The sequence below is a fragment of the Streptomyces sp. NPDC093097 genome (assembly GCF_044754325.1).
GTDB lineage: Bacteria > Actinomycetota > Actinomycetes > Streptomycetales > Streptomycetaceae > Streptomyces.
In genome coordinates, this window is the sequence record NZ_JBIVOW010000019.1 from 22,563 (window position 1) to 40,938 (window position 18,376).

Consider the following 18,376-nt stretch of genomic DNA (forward strand, 5'->3'; position numbering starts at 1 on the left):
CGGCCTCGCCCGCGAGAACACCCTGCGCGGCTCGCGCGGACGTGGACGCCCTCACGCGCGACAGGTGCCGCACGCCGAGACCGCCGACGACGTAGCGGCAACCTGCGTCTCGGAAGTGCCCTGCTGAGTGCGCGTGTTGGAAGCGTGAAGAACTCCCGTCATCCCAGGCCACAAGGCACTCCTCCATTTTCCCCAACGTCATCCACAGGCTTCAGATGTGGATCGAGGTTTACGCTCACGGGAGTTGACGTTCCTCGGCTTCGGGAGGATGACCTATGGCAGCCGTGCACGTGACCGTGTGGGATGACCGCGATCGGGCCGGAGGAGACCGGGCCCCGACGGCTTCGAGGGTCCCAGCGCCTCCGGCGGCCGCTGCTGCCCCCGCCCTCTTCGTCCACAACATCTTCACCTGGGGCAGCGACTCCGCGTACGGGTTTGCCGGACAGCGGCCCCTCGCAGACAGCCGGCGGCTCCTCCTGATGGATCGCCGGGGTTACGGCGACAGCCCGGACACCGCGCGCAGCGACTTCGACGTCGACGCCGAGGACGTGGTGGAGGTTCTCGGCGACGGGGCCTTTGCCGTGGGGCTCGGCGGCGCCCACCTCGTGGGGCATGGGAACGGCGCCGTCGCCGCGCTCATCGCCGCCGCGCGCCGACCCGACCTCGTCCGCTCCCTCGCCCTCATCCAGCCCTCCGCCTTCACCGCCGCCGCGCACCATCCGGTCGTCGCCGACCTTCTCGACCGGGTGCGCGACGGCGCCCCGGGCATCCCGGACGGCGTCACGCCGGAGCAGTATCTGCGGGCGTCCACCGAGGGGTTGGGGATGGACATGCCCGAGCCCACGTCGCGCCGGCTCCGTGCCGTTGCCACCTCCATGAGGGAGCGGCCCATCTGGGAGGCGGAGATCCCACTGGAGGTGATCCGGGGCGCCGCCCTGCCGATTCTGGTGATCTGCGGAACCTGGGAGCGCGCGCCGGCCGCGTACCGCGAGCACGTGGGGCTCCCCCTCATGGCCGTGGCCGAGTCCCTCACGGACTCCCTCGGGGGCCGCCTCCTGCGGGTGCCCGGGTACTACCCGCACCCCCAGGAGCCCGCCGCCGTCAACGCCGCCCTGCGGGAGTTCTGGGGCTGACCCGGTTCCGTATCGGCTGCCAGTTCCGCGCGGCCGACCCTTGCCTGGCGGTCCGTGTCATCAGGTGCAGACCGCGTGTGGGGCATGGACTATTTGATGCCTGGTCAGCTTCTCTCGGTGAGAGGTGTGGATCGAGGCCAACTGGTCGGCGCCGTAAATCCTTCGGGGGTTGTTCACGCTGCGGCAGAGGATTCCTCGTGGTGATCGGCGGTGTGCCGGTCGAGCCTGGCCGGCAGATCGTCCAGGTCGGAGGTGGTGAACCCCCACTGGAACGGCTGTGCCGTGGCGTTGTAGCGGTCTTCGAAGGCTCGGAGTCGGTCCCTGACCACGATGATCTCGGCTCGGTGGTCCTTGAGGTGGTGGATGGCAGGCTTCAAGGCCCGTTCCGGGGGCCGATGTCGATGCCCTGGGCGTGGTCGGCGGGTACGTCATGCACGGAACCGTCCTTTGCTCACAGCCTCGCCTACGCACCATCGGAGGTGGCCGACGGCGGACGCGCGGCTGCCAACAGCGAAGGTCCCCTTCTCATGCGAGGAGGGGACCTTCTGGTGGAGCGCCCGGCAGGCCTTGCACCTGCATTTCCCACCGGTTGGTGGGCGTCTTTCCTTGGACCACAGACGCATGACTTCCGCCCGCTGATCGCGGGGTGAAGCTGCATCATGATCATATCGGATCCGTGAGGCTGCTCCGTCCACGGGCGCGACGATCGGCACGATCGCAACGGAGTTGCCAGGGCGTCGGGGTGGAGGCGCAGCACGCGGCCGACGGCCTGGACGATGTCGACGCCGCTGTCAGCGGGTTCCTCTTGCCTGGCCAGACGTGCGGACGCCCTGTTCGAATGGGCGGATGCGGTGCTGTGCGCGGACGGTTCGGTCCGTTCTCTGCGGGGCCGTCCCGCAATTGCTCTGCGCGACTGGCGGACGGGCATCCCCGCTCTCCTCAAGGGTAGGCCCGGTGTTGAGAGACTCCAGCCGCGGCATCTTGGGGAACCTTGGGGCCGCCGTTGTCGTCTCTCGCAGGGGTTGCGCTTCGGCGCGGGTGGATCGTTGTTTGGTCAGTACCTCGTCTCGCGTGCGAGCACCCGGCAGTTCGAAGTGCAGGAATCAGCCGCCCACCGGGCTCAACTCAAGGACGCGCTCGTGAAGTTCGTGAGCATCGCGCTGCAGGTGGACCCCGCTCGATGGCACGGCCGGCCCGACCGCGTCCTCGGCCTCAATCCTTGAGAGGGCCAGCCGGCGAGCCGGCCCACACCAGTCGCCTTACCACCCGAGTCGTATCGCAAACTGGAGGTCCCGATGGCACTGGGCCGATACCGCTCTCCGCAGGCCCGCCGCGAGTACGACGCGGTCTATGATCGCGGCTTCGCGGTGCTGCCCGCGCCTGCCGAGCAGCACGATGTCGCGACGCACTTCGGCACGGCCCGGGTCTATCGCTTCGGCAGGCCCGGCCCCGCCCCGATGGTGCTGCTGCCCGGACGTGCGGGCACTACCGTGATGTGGGCGCCCAACCTGGCCGCGTTCGCCGCGCATCGGCCGGTGTACGCGCTCGACCTGATCGGAGAGCCGGGGCGTAGCGAACAGACCGGCGAGATCCGGTCCGCGGTCGACCAGGCCGCCTGGATCGACGCCGCGCTCGACGCGCTCGATCTCCGCGGGATACATCTGGTCGGCTATTCCTTCGGCGGCTGGCTCGCCACGAACCTCGCCGTGCGCGCTCCCGCCCGCCTCGCCTCGCTGACGCTGATCGACCCGGTGCAGACCTTCGCCCGCTTCCCGGTCGCGCTGCTGGCGCGCTCGGCGCTCATAGCCGTCCCCGGTGTCAGCCGCTGGGCGCGGCCGGCGTTCCTGCGCTGGATCAGCGACGGCGCCGAGGTGCCGGATGACGACCCCGTCGCGGCGGTGGTCGACGAAGGCATGCGGACGTTTCGTATCGCACTGCCGGTCCCGACATCGTTCACCGACGCGCAGCTGGAATCCATCGGTGTTCCAGCCCTCGCGCTCATCGCCGGCCGCAGCGTCATGCACGACGCGCGCCGGCCGCGGCGCGGGCCCGGGACAAGTTGGCCGATGTCCGGGTCGAGTTGTGGCCGTCTGCGACACACGCCATCGCCGGCGAAGCGGCCGCCGAGGTCAACGCCCGCGTCCTCGGCTTCCTGACCGAGGTCGACAGCGCCGGGTAGCACGGCAGGAGGACAATTCCTCGGCAATGCCCGCCCACAGCAGAACGCCACAACGCCCTGGACATCGCCGAGATCGTCCGCCAACTCCTGGAAGAAGGCTGGAAGATCGGCCCCGAGGACCTGGCTCACATCTCGCCCTACCTGACCGAGTACGTCAAACGGTTCGGCGAGTACAGCACCCACGAACTCGATATCCGACCCGACGCTTATGACCCGAAGCTCGACGTCGACTTCACCCCGCTGCGCGAGCAGGACCTGACCACCGCCGGCCTCGGCCAGGCTGCCTGATGCCCAGCCGGGTCGGAGCGAGCGGCGGGACGGCGAACACCCCCGTACGCACGGGACTGTGTCTGTACCGCGCCGAGCGCGCCTACGTCGATCACGCGGGCATCGGCCACGATGTCCTCTGCACAGCCTGCTGGCCCCGGAACCGGGCGAGTCTCTAACGGTCCGCAATCGGGTGGTCGGCGGCTTGCGCGGCCCATGAGGCGAGGATGCGCAGACGGTCGTGGCTGGGTGTGCCGGGCTCGGCAGTCAGGGTGATGAGCTGCTGGTCGGGGTCGTCGGTGGAGGTGAGGAAGGACCAGTCGAGGGTGAGGGGGCCGACAACGGGATGGTTCAGCGTTTTCGTGCCCGATCCCTGGGTGGCGACGCGGTGGGCGCCCCACCAGCGCCGGAAGTCGGGTTCCTGAAGCGACAGCTCACCCACCAGTTCGGCCAGCCGCGGATCTTTCGGATCGCGGACGGCCTCCATGCGCAGCTGCGCCAGGGTCATCTGCGCTACCCACTCCCAGTCCGGGTACAGCGCTCTGATGGCCGGTTCGCAGAAGACCAGCCGCACGAAGTTGCGTTTCTTCTCCGGGATCCGCGCGAAGTCGGTGAACAGGGCGGCCGCCATGGCGTTCCAGGCGAGGATGTCCGTGCGGCGGCCCAGGACGACGGCCGGTGTGGTGGAGAGGTCCTCCAGGAGGCGCTGCAGCTGCGGCTGGACTTTCTGCGTGGTGCGCCGACGCGGCCGGGCAGCGTCTCGACCGGACAGTTCGAACATGTAGGCACGCTCACTGTCATCAAGCCGGAGGACACGCGCGAGGGTGTCCAGCACTGGTTCGGAGGCCTGGCGGCGGCCCTGCTCCAGGCGCGTGTAGTAGTCGGGGCTGATCGACGCCAGCAAGGCCATCTCCTCGCGGCGCAGGCCCTTGCCCCTGCGCCTGCCGGCCGAGTCGGGCAGCCCCACTTCGGCCGGGCTCAGCTCTGTGCGCCGAGCCTTCAGGAAGGCGCCCAGTTCGCTGTCGCGGGTGTTGCTGCTGCTCATAGGTACAAGTGTCACAGCCCGCCGGTCCAGTGACAGTGGGCCTGCCCTGTCCCAGGACCGCAGTGTCCGGGGACAAAAGAAGCCTCTTACCCGCCCGCGTTCCGCGTGCGAGTGTCGATGACGTGGCCGGCGGACGGACCGCCCCGAAGACGACGGCCCTGCCGGAGGTCCTGCCGGAGGAATCCGCGCCGTCGCGGTCCCAGCACCTCCCCATCTGCACCAGGAGACACAGACCGTGAAGACCAGCGTCACCTTCCCCAGCAACGATCTCGCCCTCGCCGGGATTCTCTTCACCCCCGACGACCACATCGACGGTCGGCTGCCGGCCCTTGTCATCTCCCACCCGGGAGGCGGCGTGAAGGAGCAGAGCCCGAGCGTTTACGCCGAGCGCCTGGCCCACGCTGGATTCGCTGCGCTCGTCTTCGACGCCGCCTACCAGGGCGAGAGCGAGGGCGAGCCGCGCGGCATGGAGAACCCCTTCCAACGCGCCGAGGACATCAAGTCCGCCGTGTCCTACCTGACCACACACAACGATATCGACCCGGACCGCATCGGAGCCCTGGGCATCTGCGCCTCCGGCGGTTACGTCCCCTACGCCGCACAGACCGAACACCGCATCAAGGGCGTGGCCACGGTCAGTGCCGTGGACATGGGCTCGGTGGTCCGTGAAGGACTGGGCCGCACCCAGGACCCGGCGATCCTCAAGGCCCTGCTCGACCAGGCCGGTGCGGCGCGCACCGCCGAGGCACGCGGCGCGGCCCCGGAGCTGGGGGCATGGATTCCCGACAACGCCGAGGAACTGCTGAAGACCGCTACCCGGCAGTTCCGCGAGACGTTCGAGTTCTACTGCACCCCGCGCGGTTACCACCCTTGTGCGGTCCAGGGATGGGTGCTGCGCAGCGTCGACCAGCTTGCCCAGTACGACTCGTACGCGATGATCGAGCTGATCTCGCCCCGCCCCCTGCTGATGATCGCCGGTTCGGAGGCGGAGAGCGCCTACTTCAGCCGGGAAGCGATCGCGCAGGCGGCCGAGCCCAAGGAACTGGTCGTCATCGACGGTGCCACCCATATCGACCTGTACGACAAGGACGAATACGTCACCCCCGCCGTCGCCGAGCTCGCCGAGTTCTTCGGCAAGCACCTGGCGGGGTGACCACCCACCACTCCGGACCCACAGGCAGCAGAGGCAGCCATAGGCCCACATGCTCGCTCCGCCGACGCCCCGCCTGTCGGCAAGTTTGACGACAGGCGGCCGACGCGTCCAATGAACCCGTGCGATCCGGGGGTTCGCGGCGGCGTGAATCCCATCAGATCCGATGGTGATTGCTGACAGGGTTTGACGACAGACAGGGCCCGATCCTCCGTACGGAGGGGGCTTCTTGGTGGCGAACCTGGTCTACAAGAGGGTGTCGACCGACCAGCAGTCGACCGCCCGGCAGAACCTCGTCCTGGACGAGGCCGGGATCGAGGAGCCGGTCGTCTTCGAGGAGGCCCCGGGCACCTCCGGCCGCCTCCACCCCCTCCAGCGCCCGAAGTTCCGCGAACTGCTCGCCTAGGCGCGGCCGGGCGACACCGTGTACATCTCCGAGATGTTCCGCCTGGTGCGCGGCACCGGCCACATCCTCGACGTGCTCGACGTCCTGCACCGCGAGCGGGTGGCGCTGCGCATCCACGACGGCGCGCTCTCCGCGATGGACCTCACCGCCCGCCACCCGCGCACCGGAGAACTGCTGTCGACCGTGAAGTTCATGGTCCAGCCCCTCACCGCCGCCGGCGAACTCCAGCGCGACCTCCAGCGGGAACTGGCCTACGACGGACTGCGGGCCGCCGAGGCCAGGGCAACAAGGGCGGACGCCGTCCCGCCGTCCCAGCCGGGAAGACCGACGACGTGCGCATCGCGTACCTGGAGGGGCCGATCCATCGCGGCCCTCGCCCGCGACCACAACGTCAGCCGCGGCGCCATCCGTACCGCCGTCGCCGACCTCCTGTCCGACCACACCGCCGCCGACCCGGGCGCCCCGGCCCTGGAGCTGCCGACCGTCCTCGACATGCCGGGCAACGTCGCCGACTACCTGCGCGCCACCGAACTGGAGCCCGCCGAGCGGACCGCGCTCGACCAGGGCGTGACCGTACGGCGCGGCCAGGGCTACACCCTGCGCGTCACCGCCACCCCCGCGGTCCACCGCCGACTCCTCGACATCTGACAGCCCCTCGACGGCACCGCCGTGATCCCGGCCCAGCGCAAGGCCCGCCGCGAGTACGCGAACCGCGTGAACGCCCTTGGGGCCGAGACCTCGTAGCAAGCCGTCAGAGCTTCACGATCACCCCGTGGCCCCTTTTGGGCTTACCTCGGCGACCCTCAGCTTCAGGGGGCGAGCTTTCGGAAGCTGCGTTCCGGGATCGGTCCGCAGTCGCTGGACGGCACACTCTCAAGGGCCGCGAACTCGGTTTCGGCTACGCCCTCGCCGGACCGACCCCTGCACGATGGACCGGGCACACCGCCCACTTCCCCGACACGACCGGCATGGCAGCACTGCCACCCCAGCTCGCCTTCGTCCACGACCGGATCGAGGACCTCAGAGGTCGCCTGGCTCTGCCGGTCGGCGCCATCGCCGAGCCGTACCGAGGCCAGGCCCTCGATCGCCGGCTCCTTCTCTCCAACCACTGAAGCCCTCCTCACGCAGCAGGTCGCCGACCGTGTCCGCAGAAATCCTGTCGCCCTGCCGGGTCAGCTGCTCGGCGAGCTTGTGGTCCAACGCAGCGGCGACATCGGATCTCCACGGACGTCGGGCTCGACCAGCGCGAGAAGCGCCTCCCGAACGGCCGGATTCCGGTCGACGACGCGTTTGCGGCCACCGCCGGGCCGACGGATGCGCCCCAACGGGGCCTCCCCAGCGCTGAGTTCCCGCACACCGGCAGACACAGTCGCCTCACGGACACCGGCAGCACGAGCGACAGCTCTGATCCCGCCATGACCGAGAGACTGGGCCTCCGCCCCTATCAACAGACGGCGCTGACGCTCGTCGAGATGCGGCAGAATCGCCCCGAACTTGGCTGCCAGCACAGCCCTCTGACCTTCCAACCCGCTCACGCCAGACCAACGAACCATCGAGCAGAAAGCCACGAGTTGAAGATCTGCAAGCCCTAAGTCGGGGCGGCATCCGCGCGCTGGTACCGGGCGCGGCCGAGGAACTCATCCACCTCCGCCTTCAGCGCCGTCTGGATGATCAGCTTCGCGCCGAGCCGGGCCACCTGCTCCAGGCAGTGGCCAACGGCCAGCCCTCGGTGAAGACGGCATCGATCTCGGCATGGATCAGAGCATGGGTCCTTCCGTACGAACTTGGCGGTTCAGTACGAAACTTGGTCTGACCTGGATAAACAGGCGGTCGCGGAATCTCGGGGCCGCAGGCGGCTTCCACAGCAGCAGGTCGGTCTCCTGCCACACTGCGCCCGCGAGCTCCCACCGGCCGGTCGCCATCTCCTCGTACGCCTCCGGGCCCAGCGTGACGCCGCCCTCGTGGCTCTCCACGATCTCCCGGGCCCGGTCCATGGCGGCCGGTCACCGGAGGCCAACAGGCGATGCACGGCGATCAGCCGCGACTTCGTAGCCTGGGCCCCGAACCGGCGCCGAGGGCGGGGCGGGTTTCACCCATTTCAAGACCTGGGCCAGCGTCGTCTACGTCGCATTCGTCGTGGACACCTTCTCTCGCCGGATCTGGTCGCCCCCTCAAGGACCCGGCTTCGTCCTCGATACCTGGAGACGGCAATCTGGCAACGTGACCGCAGACAACTTCCAATAAAATTAGGTGAGTTAGCTCATCGCTCCGGAAGCCTGGTCGCGGTTCACGGCTTTCAGGCCCTCCGAGCATCTGGAGGCCTTTGACATCGCCGCCTCCATCAGCTTGGCCGACGGTCTGCGAAAACGCCCTGATGGAAAGCGCGATCGGCCTGTAAAAAATAGAGTTGGCCAAACCTCAGCGTCCCTGCAAAACACTCTCACAGCTCGAGCTCGCTACCACCGAGCGGTCCGACTGACGCAACCACCGCAGACTCTACAAAACTCATGAAACCTCAGGTCAACGCCACAGTCTGAGATCTCCACCGAGCCCGGAGCGGCTCACTTTCGCGTCACTCTCCATCAACTGCCCCTGACCCAGCCGGAGCTGCGAGCCCAGGCCACGTGTCCCAACTTTCGTTCTTTGCTGCTTAGTTGTTCTTCTCAGAGTTGCAGTTCAGACTTAGTCGAGAGGCATAAATATGTGCTTATATGACTGACGTTAAGAAAGTTCGGTTTCCGCGATGACCTGTGCGGTTGGCGAGCTAAGCAAGGGGAGGACACAAGTGAAGAGGACTTGGCGCGCGGGGAGCGTCGCCTTGATAACGGCTGGCGCGGTTCTGCTTTCCACGCCGCATCTGGCTGTTGCTGGCGACCGCGGCGGGGGCGGGGAGTCCGAGGCGGAGAAGGCGGTCACGGAGCTGCTGGAAGCCGCTGCGGATCTCGCGAAGAATCCGATCCGCGAGGCGGAGACCGCTGAGGCGGCTTTGACGGTTGCGAAGGTGCAGGACCGCCGGGTTGAGGTTCTGCAGATGCGTACGGAGACCGACACGGTCTACGCCAACGCGGACGGTACTCTGACCCGTACCTCCGCAGCCGGACCGGTCCGCATGGTCAAGGACGGCCGCTGGGTGGACATCGACCTCGACTTCAAGCACACCCCCGACGGGGGCGTCACGGCGACCGCGCACCCGGAGGGCCTGCGGCTGGCCGGCGCGGGCGGCACCAAGGCACGATCCTTGAAGGCTGCCGCGGCGGCCCCGCAGGATGCCGCCCGCGACCTGGTCGTGCTCGGCAAGGGTAAGCAGAGGATCGCCATGCAGTGGAAGGGTGGCTTGCCCGCCCCTCAACTGTCCGGTAACACGGCCACTTACCCCGAGGCCGTGCCGGGGGGCGACTTGGTCGTCGAGGCCACCCGAACGGGCTTCGAGCAGTACCTCAAGCTGCACAAGGCTCCGCAGGACGACGCTCCCTTGGTGTTGCCGCTCGTTCTCCCGGAGGGCATGCAGGCCAAAGCCTCCGATGACGGGGGCATCGACTTCCGCGACGCGTCCGGCGAGATCGTCGCGACCATGCCCGCGCCCACAATGTGGGACAACCAGGTCGACCCACGCTCCCTGGAACACACCAACCGCAAGAGGATCGCCATGGAGGCGGCCCAGTCCGGCAACACCGCCGAGCTAAGCCTGCGGCCCGACACCGAATGGCTGCGTGACAAGCACACCCGGTACCCGGTCACCATCGACCCCTCGACCGACGCTCTTGACGTGCTGTTCGACACCTTCGTGCAGGGCGGCGATACCACTGACCAGTCAGTGAACACCGACCTGAAGGTCGGCTGGCCGGGTGACTACGAGGGAAGCACCAAACGCGTCGCGCGCTCCTTCCTCACCTTCCGCACCTCCAACTTCGCCGACGCGCTCGTGTCGAAGGCATCACTGAAGATGTGGAACTACCACTCCTGGTCATGCGAAAAGCGCGCCTGGGAGGTGTGGGCCGCGGGCGCCGCGAACAAGAGCACTCGCTGGACCAAGCAGCCCTCGCGTCTCGAGAAGATCGCCACCTCTTCGGACACGAAGTCCGCGACGTGTAAGACCGAGGGCTGGGCCACGGCCGACATCACCAGGCTCGCCCAGACCTGGTCCTCAGCCAAGGCCGAGACCGGCAGCATCGCGCTGAACGCCGCCGACGAGTCCGACACCTACGGTTGGAAGCGCTTCTACTCCGCCGACGCCGCCGACCAGACCAAGGTCCCCACCCTGGAGGTGACCTACAACTACCGGCCGCGCAACGGCGCCAACCTGCAGGCCGGGGCGCCCTTCATTTCCAACGGCGGCATCTTCAAGGTCAACACCACCACCCCGATCCTGCGATTCTCCACCGAGGACCCCAACGGTGACGACAACATCGTCGGCACCTACGAGATCACCGATACCGCCACCGGCGAGGTCGTGACCACCATCAACGCACCTGCGGCGGCGTCGAACGCCACCTCACAGGTCAAGGTGCCCGCCGGTAAACTTGCCTCCGGCAAGACCTACAGCTTCCGCACCACCACCTACGACGGCCAGCACTACGCCAACGGCTGGTCCGACCCAGTCCGCTTCACCGTCGACACCTCCTGGAAGCCGACCACCGCCGAGAACACACTGGGCCTGGCCAACACCTACTCCGAGGCGGCCGACATCACGGCAGCCACCTCGTCGGACTCCACCTACGCCTCCATCGCGGTGACCGAGGACAACATCGTCTCCATCCCCTGGGACGGCAAGAACGACACCATCGACATCAAGAACGCCATCATGCCCAACCAGCTCACCATTCCGGAGGCCGGGTCCAAGGGAACTCAAGTCGGCGGCAATGTCGTCTACAACTCCACCGGGCCCGTCGACACCGTGGTCCAACCCACCGTGGACGGTGACTCACGCACTTTGAACATCTTGAAGAGCAGCGCGGCCCCCAACACCTACGAAACCAGCTTCCAGATCCCCGTGGGCATGAGCGCAGTCACTCACGACGACGGCTCCGTCTCCCTGTACTCGGCAGGGGACGACAATGCTGAAAAGGCGCCCGCGAAGGACGCCGCTGCCTTCTTCGACGCCCCCTGGGCCAAGGACGCCAACGGCAAGGACGTGCCCACCTCCTACAAGGTCGTCGGCAACAAGATCGTCCAGAACGTCGAATTCTCCTCGGCCAGCGCTTTCCCCATCGTGATCGACCCCGGCTTCTGGTCGACCACATGGAAAATCACCAAGTGCGCAGCGACCATCGCAGGCGTCATCGCCACCTTGACGCCCGTAGGCTCCTCGGCACGCGTGTTGACTGCCGTCCGGCTGGTGAAGCGGATTGGCGTCAAGAAGACGGCGAACCTTGTCCGCACCTATGCCAAGCGCCGGAAGGTGACCTCGGCGCACCGTAAGGCCATCGCAGCGCTCCTTGGTATCTCCGCCGTCCAAGCTGCCTGCAAGTTCTAGGAGCCATGCACAATGTTCGCGCTGATAGCGCTGCTGGCGCAACTCACGGTCATTTTTATCCACCGGTCGAAGAACAAACCCCGCTCCAGTCCCAACCCGCGCGCGCTCTACACCTGCTTGTGTCTGTTCGGCATCGCGGTCGGCTGGCTGGTCATCGGCCGCCCACAGGTCACTTGGAGCAACGCTCCTCTCGTCCTCCTCAGCGGTCTGCTGATCACGGTCGAAGCGGCAGACGCGACGGTGAAGCTCGGCGCGCCCCGTTGGGCGGACAAGGCGCTGTGTGTTCTGTGCGGGGTCGCAGCGGCAACATGGATGTCGTCAGGGTGGATCCCTTGGGCCTGATACCGCATCAGACCAATGCGCCGCTGTGATACGACGCGCCGCCTGGCACCGTGTCAGGCGGCGCGTCCGTCACGCGCGTCCGTCATATCCGACGGATACCGCCGAACACGTTCCGGGTGATCGGCTGCGCTTCCGGACCGGTGGGCGACACAATCACACCACGGGGAGGCCGAGTTGAACCCCACCGGCACAACCACGTAGAACTGCGGTAACAGGGGCTCCCGAATCTCGGTTGGCTTCGCAACCCCGAGCCGTCGGGGAACTGGACCGCCTGTCCTCCCTCATCCCCGCCGCCCAGGCCCTGCTCGACGACTTCCGGCACCACGCGAGGCAGCAGGGCTGGGACGAACAGGTGCAGCGTCTCGCCGCCCGCAGCCTGCGCATCCTGCTGGCCCGCCTCGGCGCGGACGCCCCCCATCCACGAGGCCGATATCTGGTCTCTGCCCGCTGACCGGCCCGGCACCAGCACACGCCGGATCCTGCAGTTCCTCACCCGCCGCGGCCTGCCCATCGACGACTCGGTGTGCGCCCCCCTGATCGAACAGATCCTCGGCAAGAGCGTCTTCCTCGACGTGGCAACGGTGCCCAACCGGTGGGGCGTACCCTGCTTCGCCGCGTTCGTATGGAGCGAGGACTTCGCCCTGCTCACCGCAGGGTCGGGTGCTCACTCCTCGGCCAGCGTCGCCCTTTCTCGAGCTCTGACCGAAGCAGTGCAGAGCCGTCTGACCCTCATCAACGGCGCTCGGGACGACCTGACCGCCAGCTACTCCCACGTACTGCGGGGATCCACCCGCAAACCCATCGTCGACCCCCGGGCCGGCGCCTACCAGGACGCGCTGGTGGGACACCGTCGCACTTTCGACGACATCGACGCCGAACTGCGCTGGGCTTGCCGGCTCGTGGCCGATGCAACAGGCCACGAGCCCATGGCAGTTGACCTCAGCACTACCGAGGACTTCGCCGTTGTCAAGATCATCTGTCCCGGCTTGAACAACACCACACGGCATGCCGTCCCCCGGCCCGACTACGTACCGTCGGCCTGAGTTCCTCCCACCCCCTCGAACGAGAGTCTGCGGCTGCATGCGCCACGACAAACACTCCTCTCCTGCCACCTCCGACCGCTCCTGGCGAGGGCCCTACCTGCGCTACGTCGCCGGCCGGGGCGTCTCCACTGCCGGCACCAACCTGGTCAACGTGGTGATGGCCTTCGCCGTCCTTCAGGTGGGGGGCAGCGGCCTCTCGGCCGGCTTGGTCCTCGGCTGTTCCGTGGCGACACAGACCCTGCTGCTCCCCTATGGCGGAGTGCTCGCCGACCGCATCCCCCGCAGGGCCCTCGCCGTCGGTGCCAATCTTGTCCTCGCCTGCGTCCAGGGACTCCTGGGGACGCTCCTGACGGCGGCCCCCGAGCACGCCGCCGTGTGGATGTTCGCGGCCACCGCCACGGTCACCGGAGCCGCCACCGCCGCCGTCCAGCCCGCCTTCCAGGGGCTGATCGTCGAACTCGTCCCCGCCGCCACGCTCCAGAAGGCGAACGCCTCACTGCGCCTCGTCCTCAACCTGGCCCGCATCGCCGTCCCCGGTCTCGGATCCCTGCTCGGTGCTACCTTCGGTTTCGGGCAAGTCCTCATCGCAGGAGCCCTGTCCTTCGCCACCTGTTCCCTCATCCTCATGGGTCTGCGTCCGAAGGCGCAGGACCGACCCCGCACAGCCGCCCGCCACAGCTGGCGCGAAGGATGGCAGGCCTTCTCGTCCCGCCCGTGGATGTGGGGGTACGCGCTCGCCGGAACCCTGGCCGTGCCTCTCTGGCTCGCGGGCTACCAACTCCTCGGCCCGCTCATCCTCTCCGGCACGTCCGGCGGGGCGTCCTACTGGGGCTGGGCGGTCTCGGCATTCTCCGCCGGCATGGTTACAGGTTCTGTCGTGGCCCTCCGCTGGCACCCGCAGCACCTCATGCTGGCCTGCGTGGTGGTGCAGTTGATCTGGCCTCTGCCCCTCGCCGTTCTGGCCACCGCACCGCAGCTCCCCTGGCTGCTCATCTCGATGCTGGTCAGCGGCATGAGCCTGGAACTGGCGGTCGTCTTCTTCGAGACCGCAAAGCAGCAGCAGGTTCCCGAGCACCTCATCGGCCGAGTTACCTCGCTGACCATGCTCGGCGAGAACGCTCTCGTTCCCCTCGGATATGTCCTCGCCGGCAGCGTGGCCGACTGGCTGGGCGCACCCGCCGTGATGTGGACCTGTGCCCTGGGCATCCTCCTGACGAATGTGGTCCTCCTGTTCGTCCCCAGCGTCCGCAATCTTCAGACCATCTCTGTGTCGGAGCCCGCGCAGGAGAGCGAAGTCCCCGCTGGCAGCCGGTAAAGCTCACTTCGCGACGCGTACAGACCACTGCCCCAAGCACACCGGGCGGGCACCGGGCACCGGGCACCGGGCACCGGGCACCGGGCACCGGGCAGACCATCATGCTCAGCACCTTGCTCACCGACAAACACGCGTGAGTAATAGTCAAGAGTTGTGGATGAGTTGATCGAGGTGCTCGGCGGCTCGAGGCTGTCGGTCAGTAGAGGAACGGTGGTCTGGGTAGCTCCGAGGCTCCGTTGACGTCAAGGTCGGCGCCTTGGGCGCGTCCCATCAACCAGGCCAGGAGTGAGGTCTGTGGGCCGTGGATGATCGGCGTCGGTCGTGTGGTGCCGATGTCGTAGCTCATCTCGGTGTCGGTGGTGTGCAGCCGCATCGCAGGAGCGTCGTCGCGAGCGGTGAAGGACGCCACTACCCGGCCGAGCATGTCCCGGACGAAGCCGGTTGGCCACTGGGCAGGCGTGTAGTCGGCGTTCAGATCGACGTGATGAATCAGCACCTCGCACAACCGGGAGTCGGCGGCACGCACGGCGGCTCGCTCCTGGCCGCGAGTCCAGCGCACCATCCGGTTCCACGCCTCGGGCGGCATCTTGCGGTACTCCCTGGCGAACCGGACGGCGGCACTACGCAGGTCGGCCACGAGTTCGGCGGTACTACGGCCCGCCCCTGCCTCGATCTGCTCGTCCCGGGCGGCCAGACTCGGATACTCCGGCGTCTCCTCTCCAGTCCGGGCCCAGAACAGCAGGTTCCGGCCGCCGTCGGCATTACGGGCCAGGTGGGTCAGCACGTGCCCGCGTGACCAGGCCGGCAACAGGGAAGCCGCGCGCACGTCGGCGTCAGTGAACCGGGCCGCCGTCTCAATGAGGTGCTCGGTCTCGGCATTGATCTGATCGAGGGTGGTCGCGGGGTCGAAACCCGCGTGCTCATCAGCTGTCATGCTGCCTCCTGGATTCGTTCGACGAGCTGACCGCGTTCGAAGCGGGCCCCTGCGCGGACAAGAGCGACGAGGTGGGGTGCGTTCACCGCCCGCCACCGCTGCTGGGCGGACTCGACGAGTTTGAAGACCATGGCCAGGGCGGCAGTGTGGGGGCCGGCGCCTCGGGTGACCTTGGTCCGCAAGCGGACGGTGGAGAACGTGGACTCGATCGGATTCGTGGTCTGCAAGTGGATCCAATGCTCGGCCGGGAAGTCGAAGAACGCCAGCAGCTCCTCTTGATCGTCAATGATCTTCTTGACGGCCTTGGGGAACTTCGCGCCGTAGAACTGGACGAACGTCTTGACCGCCGCCTCGGCGTGGTTGCGGTCCTCGGCGTTGTACATGTCCTGGACGGCCTTCTTCACGCCCGGCTGCGCGGACTTCGGCATGGCGTCGAGGACGTCGCCCGTTTTGTGAACCCAGCATCTTTGCTCGCGGGTGTCGGGGAACACCTCGGCCAGTGCCTTCCAGAAGCCCAAGGCACCGTCCCCGACCGCGAGGATGGGGGCGCGCATGCCCCGGCGGGCGCAGTCACGCAGCAGGTCCGCCCAGGACTCGCCCGATTCGCGGTAGCCGTCCCTGAGCGCGACCAGTTCCTTGGAGCCGTCGACCCGCACCCCGATCAGGACGAGCACGCAGGCCTTGGCCTCCTCCAGGCGAACGTTGAGATGGATGCCGTCGGCCCACACGTACACGTAGTCGACCTCCGCGAGGTCGCGGTCCACGAACGCGGCATGGTCGGCCTGCCACTGCGTCGTCAGCCGGGTGACCGTCGCCGCCGAGAGCCCGGCGGAGGAGCCGAGGAACTGCTCCAGGGCGGGTACGAAGTCGCCGGAGGACAGGCCGTGCAGGTAGAGCAGCGGCAACACCTCGCTGATCTTCGGGGACTTGCGGCACCACGGCGGCAGGACGCGGAGGAGAACCGCTTGCGCTCGCCCGTGGCCTCGTCGACCCGTCTGTCGTTCACCCGCGGCGCCCTCACCGCGACCGCGCCGGCCGCGGTGGCGAACCTCCGGGGCTGGTGATAGCCGTTGCGAACCACCAGGCGGCGCCCCTTGTCGTCGCGTTCATCAGCCAACTCGGCTATGTAGGCACTTACTTCGGCCTCCAGCGCGGCGGCCAGCATCCGCCGTGCACCTTCCCGGACGATCTCATCCAGCAGCGAACTGCCGCTTGGCGCGGTGCCGTCCTCGTTGACTACCGTAAGCACAGGCGTGCCTTCCCGACCGACGCGGCAACGCCGACCTTGCTCGATGACCTACCGATCGATCCATCGGGAAGGTACGCCTCCTTCCGTCAGGAGCGATCCACAAGTTCTGAGCATTGCTCTCGACCAACGCCCACAGTTTCATCTGACACGATCCACGGCCGCGACTGACGTTTCCCCACAACCAGACCAACGAGCGGACAGGCCAACAGTCACATGATCAACCACTTCTGTTAGGACCTCTAAGACGCGCATCCACCACGAATCCCCCGTCCGTTGAAGTACTCATGGTAGTGACGGCGGCACGAGCAGCCCGGATGAACCGTCGATCCATCCGGAGGGCTCCGGTTTCTTCGGCCACGGTTTGCAGTCGGGCAGGGGGTGGACTGCTGTTGGTGAGCAGTCACGCTAGCGGACGGCCGAATCTTGGTGACGGGGCGTCAAGGTCGCCTGGCGCGAGGGTGCTCAGTGAGTGGCTCTTCTGAGCGGCGCGCACATGACCTACTCCGCATAAGCACGGATTCGGAGGAATCCGCCTCAAAGGCATGCCGTGGGCGGCAGGATGAGGGCATGGACCTTGGGGATATGAGGCCGGGCGGGGTGCGGCCGGTGGTGGTGCGGGTTCCGGTGGAACCGGTCGAGGCCGCTGTGGAAGCCGACGCAGTTGATGCCGCGGTGCAGGCCGGTGATGTGGGAGTTCGCGGTCCGCTGTTCGGTGTGGCCGCGCAGGATGCGGACGACGGGCAGCGGTGGCGGGTGGTGGTCGCGGTCACGAGGGGCTGTCCGCAGATGGCGCGCGACAGCCTGAATTCACTGCTGTGGTTCCGTGCGAAGGACGAGGCCCAGGACAAGGTGGAGCGTCGTGCTCTGCTTGCGGCGGTTGCCCACCTGGAGAGCGAGCGTGTCGACGAACTCACCGTGCTCGGAACCCGCTACCGCATCGTGCGCGCCGAGGAGTACGCCGGCATGGGCCCGGACGGTATCGAGCAGCCACGCCCGACCGATCCGGAGCCTGTCACCCCCGACTGGGATCGCGGCTTCAGGGATGCGGACATCGATGACGGTCTGGTCCTGGATCCGGACGCGCCGGTCACTCCCGCCCAGGCTGCGGAACGGCTGATGCTGCGTGGCATGGCCTACGCCGGTTCCCGGTACCCCGAAGACGTGTTGCTCGACTCCCACCAGGCCGTGAACACCTACCCCGACATCCTGCTGCTACCCACGACGTTCAAGATCGTGGAGCGGACCGACTCGGGATGGAAGTCAGGCAGCGGCCTGCACGCCAGCGCGCATGATGCACGCAAGACGCTGGACTTCTCCCTGACGTGGTGGGAGCCGCGCAGGCGCGGCCTCATTCCTATGCACGCAGGCCGGGATGTCGACGCCCGCACCCAGGTGGCAGAGAACGCCGACTCCGCGGCCGGAGAGCTGACCGCGTACGTCGAGGCCGCCGACCGGCTGCGCACCGGCCGGGTCAACGATCTGGAGGTTCTGGGCACCTTCTACCGAATCGGCCGTGCCCGTCGTCTGCTGCGCTGGGGGCCTGACGGGCCCGAAGGGCCGCGGCCATCCGACGTCAACCAACATGCCCCCAGCCGCATTCACCCCGTGCTCGATGAGGACGGCACCATCCACTACGAGGACGACGAGGGCGACGAAGACTGAGCCTTCCGGCCTGTCGGCCGGACTCGGCCCCGTGAAGGGCGCTGTCCAGGACGGCTCCGATGCCGCAAGAACCGAACGATGACCATCCCCGTGCGGCCGGGACGCCGCAAACCGACGGCTCAAGCTCAGAGCGCGGGGTTGGTCCGCGTCCCGCGGCCCGTGATGGGTTGTGCCCCGC

At 67.7% G+C, this 18,376-nt stretch carries 17 protein-coding genes and 2 pseudogenes; 13 read left to right on the forward strand and 6 right to left on the reverse strand.

Annotated elements, in window-relative coordinates:
- The first annotated feature begins 275 nt into the window (after window positions 1-275).
- A complete protein-coding gene (locus tag ACIQE0_RS27875; RefSeq protein WP_402337273.1) occupies window positions 276-1,133 on the forward strand; it encodes an alpha/beta fold hydrolase in 858 nt (285 codons plus the stop codon).
- A 173-nt stretch (window positions 1,134-1,306) separates the two neighbouring features.
- On the opposite strand, the gene ACIQE0_RS27880 is transcribed toward ACIQE0_RS27875, so the two are convergent.
- Window positions 1,307-1,510, reverse strand: coding sequence for a hypothetical protein (locus tag ACIQE0_RS27880; RefSeq protein ID WP_402337276.1), 204 nt, complete (start codon window positions 1,508-1,510; stop codon window positions 1,307-1,309).
- A gap of 918 nt (window positions 1,511-2,428) precedes the next feature.
- Here ACIQE0_RS27880 and ACIQE0_RS27885 point away from each other — a divergent pair.
- Window positions 2,429-3,289 (forward strand): alpha/beta fold hydrolase, encoded by an 861-nt coding sequence (locus ACIQE0_RS27885; protein ID WP_402337278.1) that lies wholly within the window; start codon window positions 2,429-2,431, stop codon window positions 3,287-3,289.
- Between the two features lie 80 nt (window positions 3,290-3,369).
- Entirely contained in the window at window positions 3,370-3,600 is a 231-nt protein-coding gene (locus tag ACIQE0_RS27890) for a hypothetical protein (protein WP_402337611.1), read from the forward strand.
- Between the two features lie 154 nt (window positions 3,601-3,754).
- Here the strand turns inward: ACIQE0_RS27890 and ACIQE0_RS27895 are convergent, their stop codons facing one another.
- Window positions 3,755-4,624: a helix-turn-helix domain-containing protein gene (locus ACIQE0_RS27895; protein ID WP_402337281.1), complete on the reverse strand. Its 870-nt coding sequence runs from the start codon at window positions 4,622-4,624 to the stop codon at window positions 3,755-3,757.
- Between the two features lie 235 nt (window positions 4,625-4,859).
- Here ACIQE0_RS27895 and ACIQE0_RS27900 point away from each other — a divergent pair, with 235 nt between their 5' ends.
- From ACIQE0_RS27900 to ACIQE0_RS27915, 4 genes are all read left to right on the forward strand, one after another.
- Entirely contained in the window at window positions 4,860-5,777 is a 918-nt protein-coding gene (locus ACIQE0_RS27900) for an alpha/beta hydrolase (protein ID WP_402337284.1), read from the forward strand.
- A 226-nt stretch (window positions 5,778-6,003) separates the two neighbouring features.
- Window positions 6,004-6,180, forward strand: a complete 177-nt coding sequence (locus tag ACIQE0_RS27905; RefSeq protein ID WP_402337287.1) for a recombinase family protein — start codon at window positions 6,004-6,006, stop codon at window positions 6,178-6,180.
- Window positions 6,181-6,198: 18 nt separating this feature from the next.
- The gene (locus tag ACIQE0_RS27910) at window positions 6,199-6,828 is read left to right on the forward strand and encodes a hypothetical protein (protein WP_402337290.1); all 630 of its coding nucleotides are present in this window, start codon (window positions 6,199-6,201) and stop codon (window positions 6,826-6,828) included.
- A gap of 320 nt (window positions 6,829-7,148) precedes the next feature.
- Window positions 7,149-7,292: a hypothetical protein gene (locus ACIQE0_RS27915; RefSeq protein ID WP_402337637.1), complete on the forward strand. Its 144-nt coding sequence runs from the start codon at window positions 7,149-7,151 to the stop codon at window positions 7,290-7,292.
- On the opposite strand, the pseudogene ACIQE0_RS27920 reads toward ACIQE0_RS27915, so the two are convergent.
- Both ACIQE0_RS27920 and ACIQE0_RS27925 read right to left on the reverse strand, forming a co-directional pair.
- A pseudogene (locus ACIQE0_RS27920) lies at window positions 7,288-7,733 on the reverse strand (ISAzo13 family transposase); the annotation flags it as partial. The gene ACIQE0_RS27915 and the pseudogene ACIQE0_RS27920 overlap by 5 nt on opposite strands.
- 204 nt (window positions 7,734-7,937) lie before the next feature.
- Window positions 7,938-8,174 carry a hypothetical protein gene (locus tag ACIQE0_RS27925; RefSeq protein WP_402337294.1) on the reverse strand — a complete coding sequence of 79 codons (237 nt, stop codon included), beginning with the start codon at window positions 8,172-8,174 and terminating at the stop codon, window positions 7,938-7,940.
- Window positions 8,175-8,998: 824 nt separating this feature from the next.
- Between ACIQE0_RS27925 and ACIQE0_RS27930 the strand changes: the two genes are divergently transcribed.
- The 5 genes from ACIQE0_RS27930 (at window position 8,999) to ACIQE0_RS27950 (ending at window position 14,353) form a co-directional block, all read left to right on the forward strand.
- Window positions 8,999-11,653, forward strand: coding sequence for a DNRLRE domain-containing protein (locus ACIQE0_RS27930; RefSeq protein WP_402337297.1), 2,655 nt, complete (start codon window positions 8,999-9,001; stop codon window positions 11,651-11,653).
- A 12-nt stretch (window positions 11,654-11,665) separates the two neighbouring features.
- Window positions 11,666-11,995, forward strand: coding sequence for a hypothetical protein (locus ACIQE0_RS27935; protein ID WP_366338049.1), 330 nt, complete (start codon window positions 11,666-11,668; stop codon window positions 11,993-11,995).
- Window positions 11,996-12,227: 232 nt separating this feature from the next.
- Window positions 12,228-12,446, forward strand: a complete 219-nt coding sequence (locus ACIQE0_RS27940; RefSeq protein WP_402337301.1) for a hypothetical protein — start codon at window positions 12,228-12,230, stop codon at window positions 12,444-12,446.
- A gap of 28 nt (window positions 12,447-12,474) precedes the next feature.
- The gene (locus tag ACIQE0_RS27945; protein ID WP_402337614.1) at window positions 12,475-13,038 is read left to right on the forward strand and encodes a YcaO-like family protein; all 564 of its coding nucleotides are present in this window, start codon (window positions 12,475-12,477) and stop codon (window positions 13,036-13,038) included.
- 37 nt (window positions 13,039-13,075) lie between these two features.
- Window positions 13,076-14,353 carry an MFS transporter gene (locus ACIQE0_RS27950; RefSeq protein WP_402337303.1) on the forward strand — a complete coding sequence of 426 codons (1,278 nt, stop codon included), beginning with the start codon at window positions 13,076-13,078 and terminating at the stop codon, window positions 14,351-14,353.
- A gap of 196 nt (window positions 14,354-14,549) precedes the next feature.
- Here the strand turns inward: ACIQE0_RS27950 and ACIQE0_RS27955 are convergent, their stop codons facing one another.
- Together ACIQE0_RS27955 and ACIQE0_RS27960 are read right to left on the reverse strand one after the other, a co-directional pair.
- On the reverse strand, window positions 14,550-15,287 hold the full coding sequence (locus ACIQE0_RS27955; RefSeq protein WP_402337306.1) for a maleylpyruvate isomerase family mycothiol-dependent enzyme: 738 nt from the start codon (window positions 15,285-15,287) through the stop codon (window positions 14,550-14,552).
- A pseudogene (locus tag ACIQE0_RS27960) lies at window positions 15,284-16,536 on the reverse strand (IS256 family transposase). The gene ACIQE0_RS27955 and the pseudogene ACIQE0_RS27960 overlap by 4 nt, the downstream one beginning before the upstream one ends.
- Window positions 16,537-17,103: 567 nt before the next feature.
- Here ACIQE0_RS27960 and ACIQE0_RS27965 point away from each other — a divergent pair.
- Complete coding sequence (locus ACIQE0_RS27965; RefSeq protein ID WP_366336630.1) at window positions 17,104-18,198, forward strand: DUF5954 family protein; 1,095 nt, start codon at window positions 17,104-17,106, stop codon at window positions 18,196-18,198.
- Window positions 18,199-18,376: the final 178 nt, after the last annotated feature.

Bases quoted from the DNA above. Each gene is read 5' to 3' on its own strand.
- ACIQE0_RS27875 (WP_402337273.1), top strand. From the start codon at position 276: ATGGCAGCCGTGCACGTGACCGTGTGGGATGACCGCGATCGGGCCGGA.
- ACIQE0_RS27925 (WP_402337294.1), bottom strand. From the start codon at position 8,174: ATGGACCGGGCCCGGGAGATCGTGGAGAGCCACGAGGGCGGCGTCACG.
- ACIQE0_RS27955 (WP_402337306.1), bottom strand. From the start codon at position 15,287: ATGACAGCTGATGAGCACGCGGGTTTCGACCCCGCGACCACCCTCGAT.
- ACIQE0_RS27950 (WP_402337303.1), top strand. From the start codon at position 13,076: ATGCGCCACGACAAACACTCCTCTCCTGCCACCTCCGACCGCTCCTGG.
- ACIQE0_RS27965 (WP_366336630.1), top strand. From the start codon at position 17,104: ATGGACCTTGGGGATATGAGGCCGGGCGGGGTGCGGCCGGTGGTGGTG.
- ACIQE0_RS27885 (WP_402337278.1), top strand. From the start codon at position 2,429: ATGGCACTGGGCCGATACCGCTCTCCGCAGGCCCGCCGCGAGTACGAC.
- ACIQE0_RS27935 (WP_366338049.1), top strand. From the start codon at position 11,666: ATGTTCGCGCTGATAGCGCTGCTGGCGCAACTCACGGTCATTTTTATC.
- ACIQE0_RS27895 (WP_402337281.1), bottom strand. From the start codon at position 4,624: ATGAGCAGCAGCAACACCCGCGACAGCGAACTGGGCGCCTTCCTGAAG.
- ACIQE0_RS27915 (WP_402337637.1), top strand. From the start codon at position 7,149: ATGGCAGCACTGCCACCCCAGCTCGCCTTCGTCCACGACCGGATCGAG.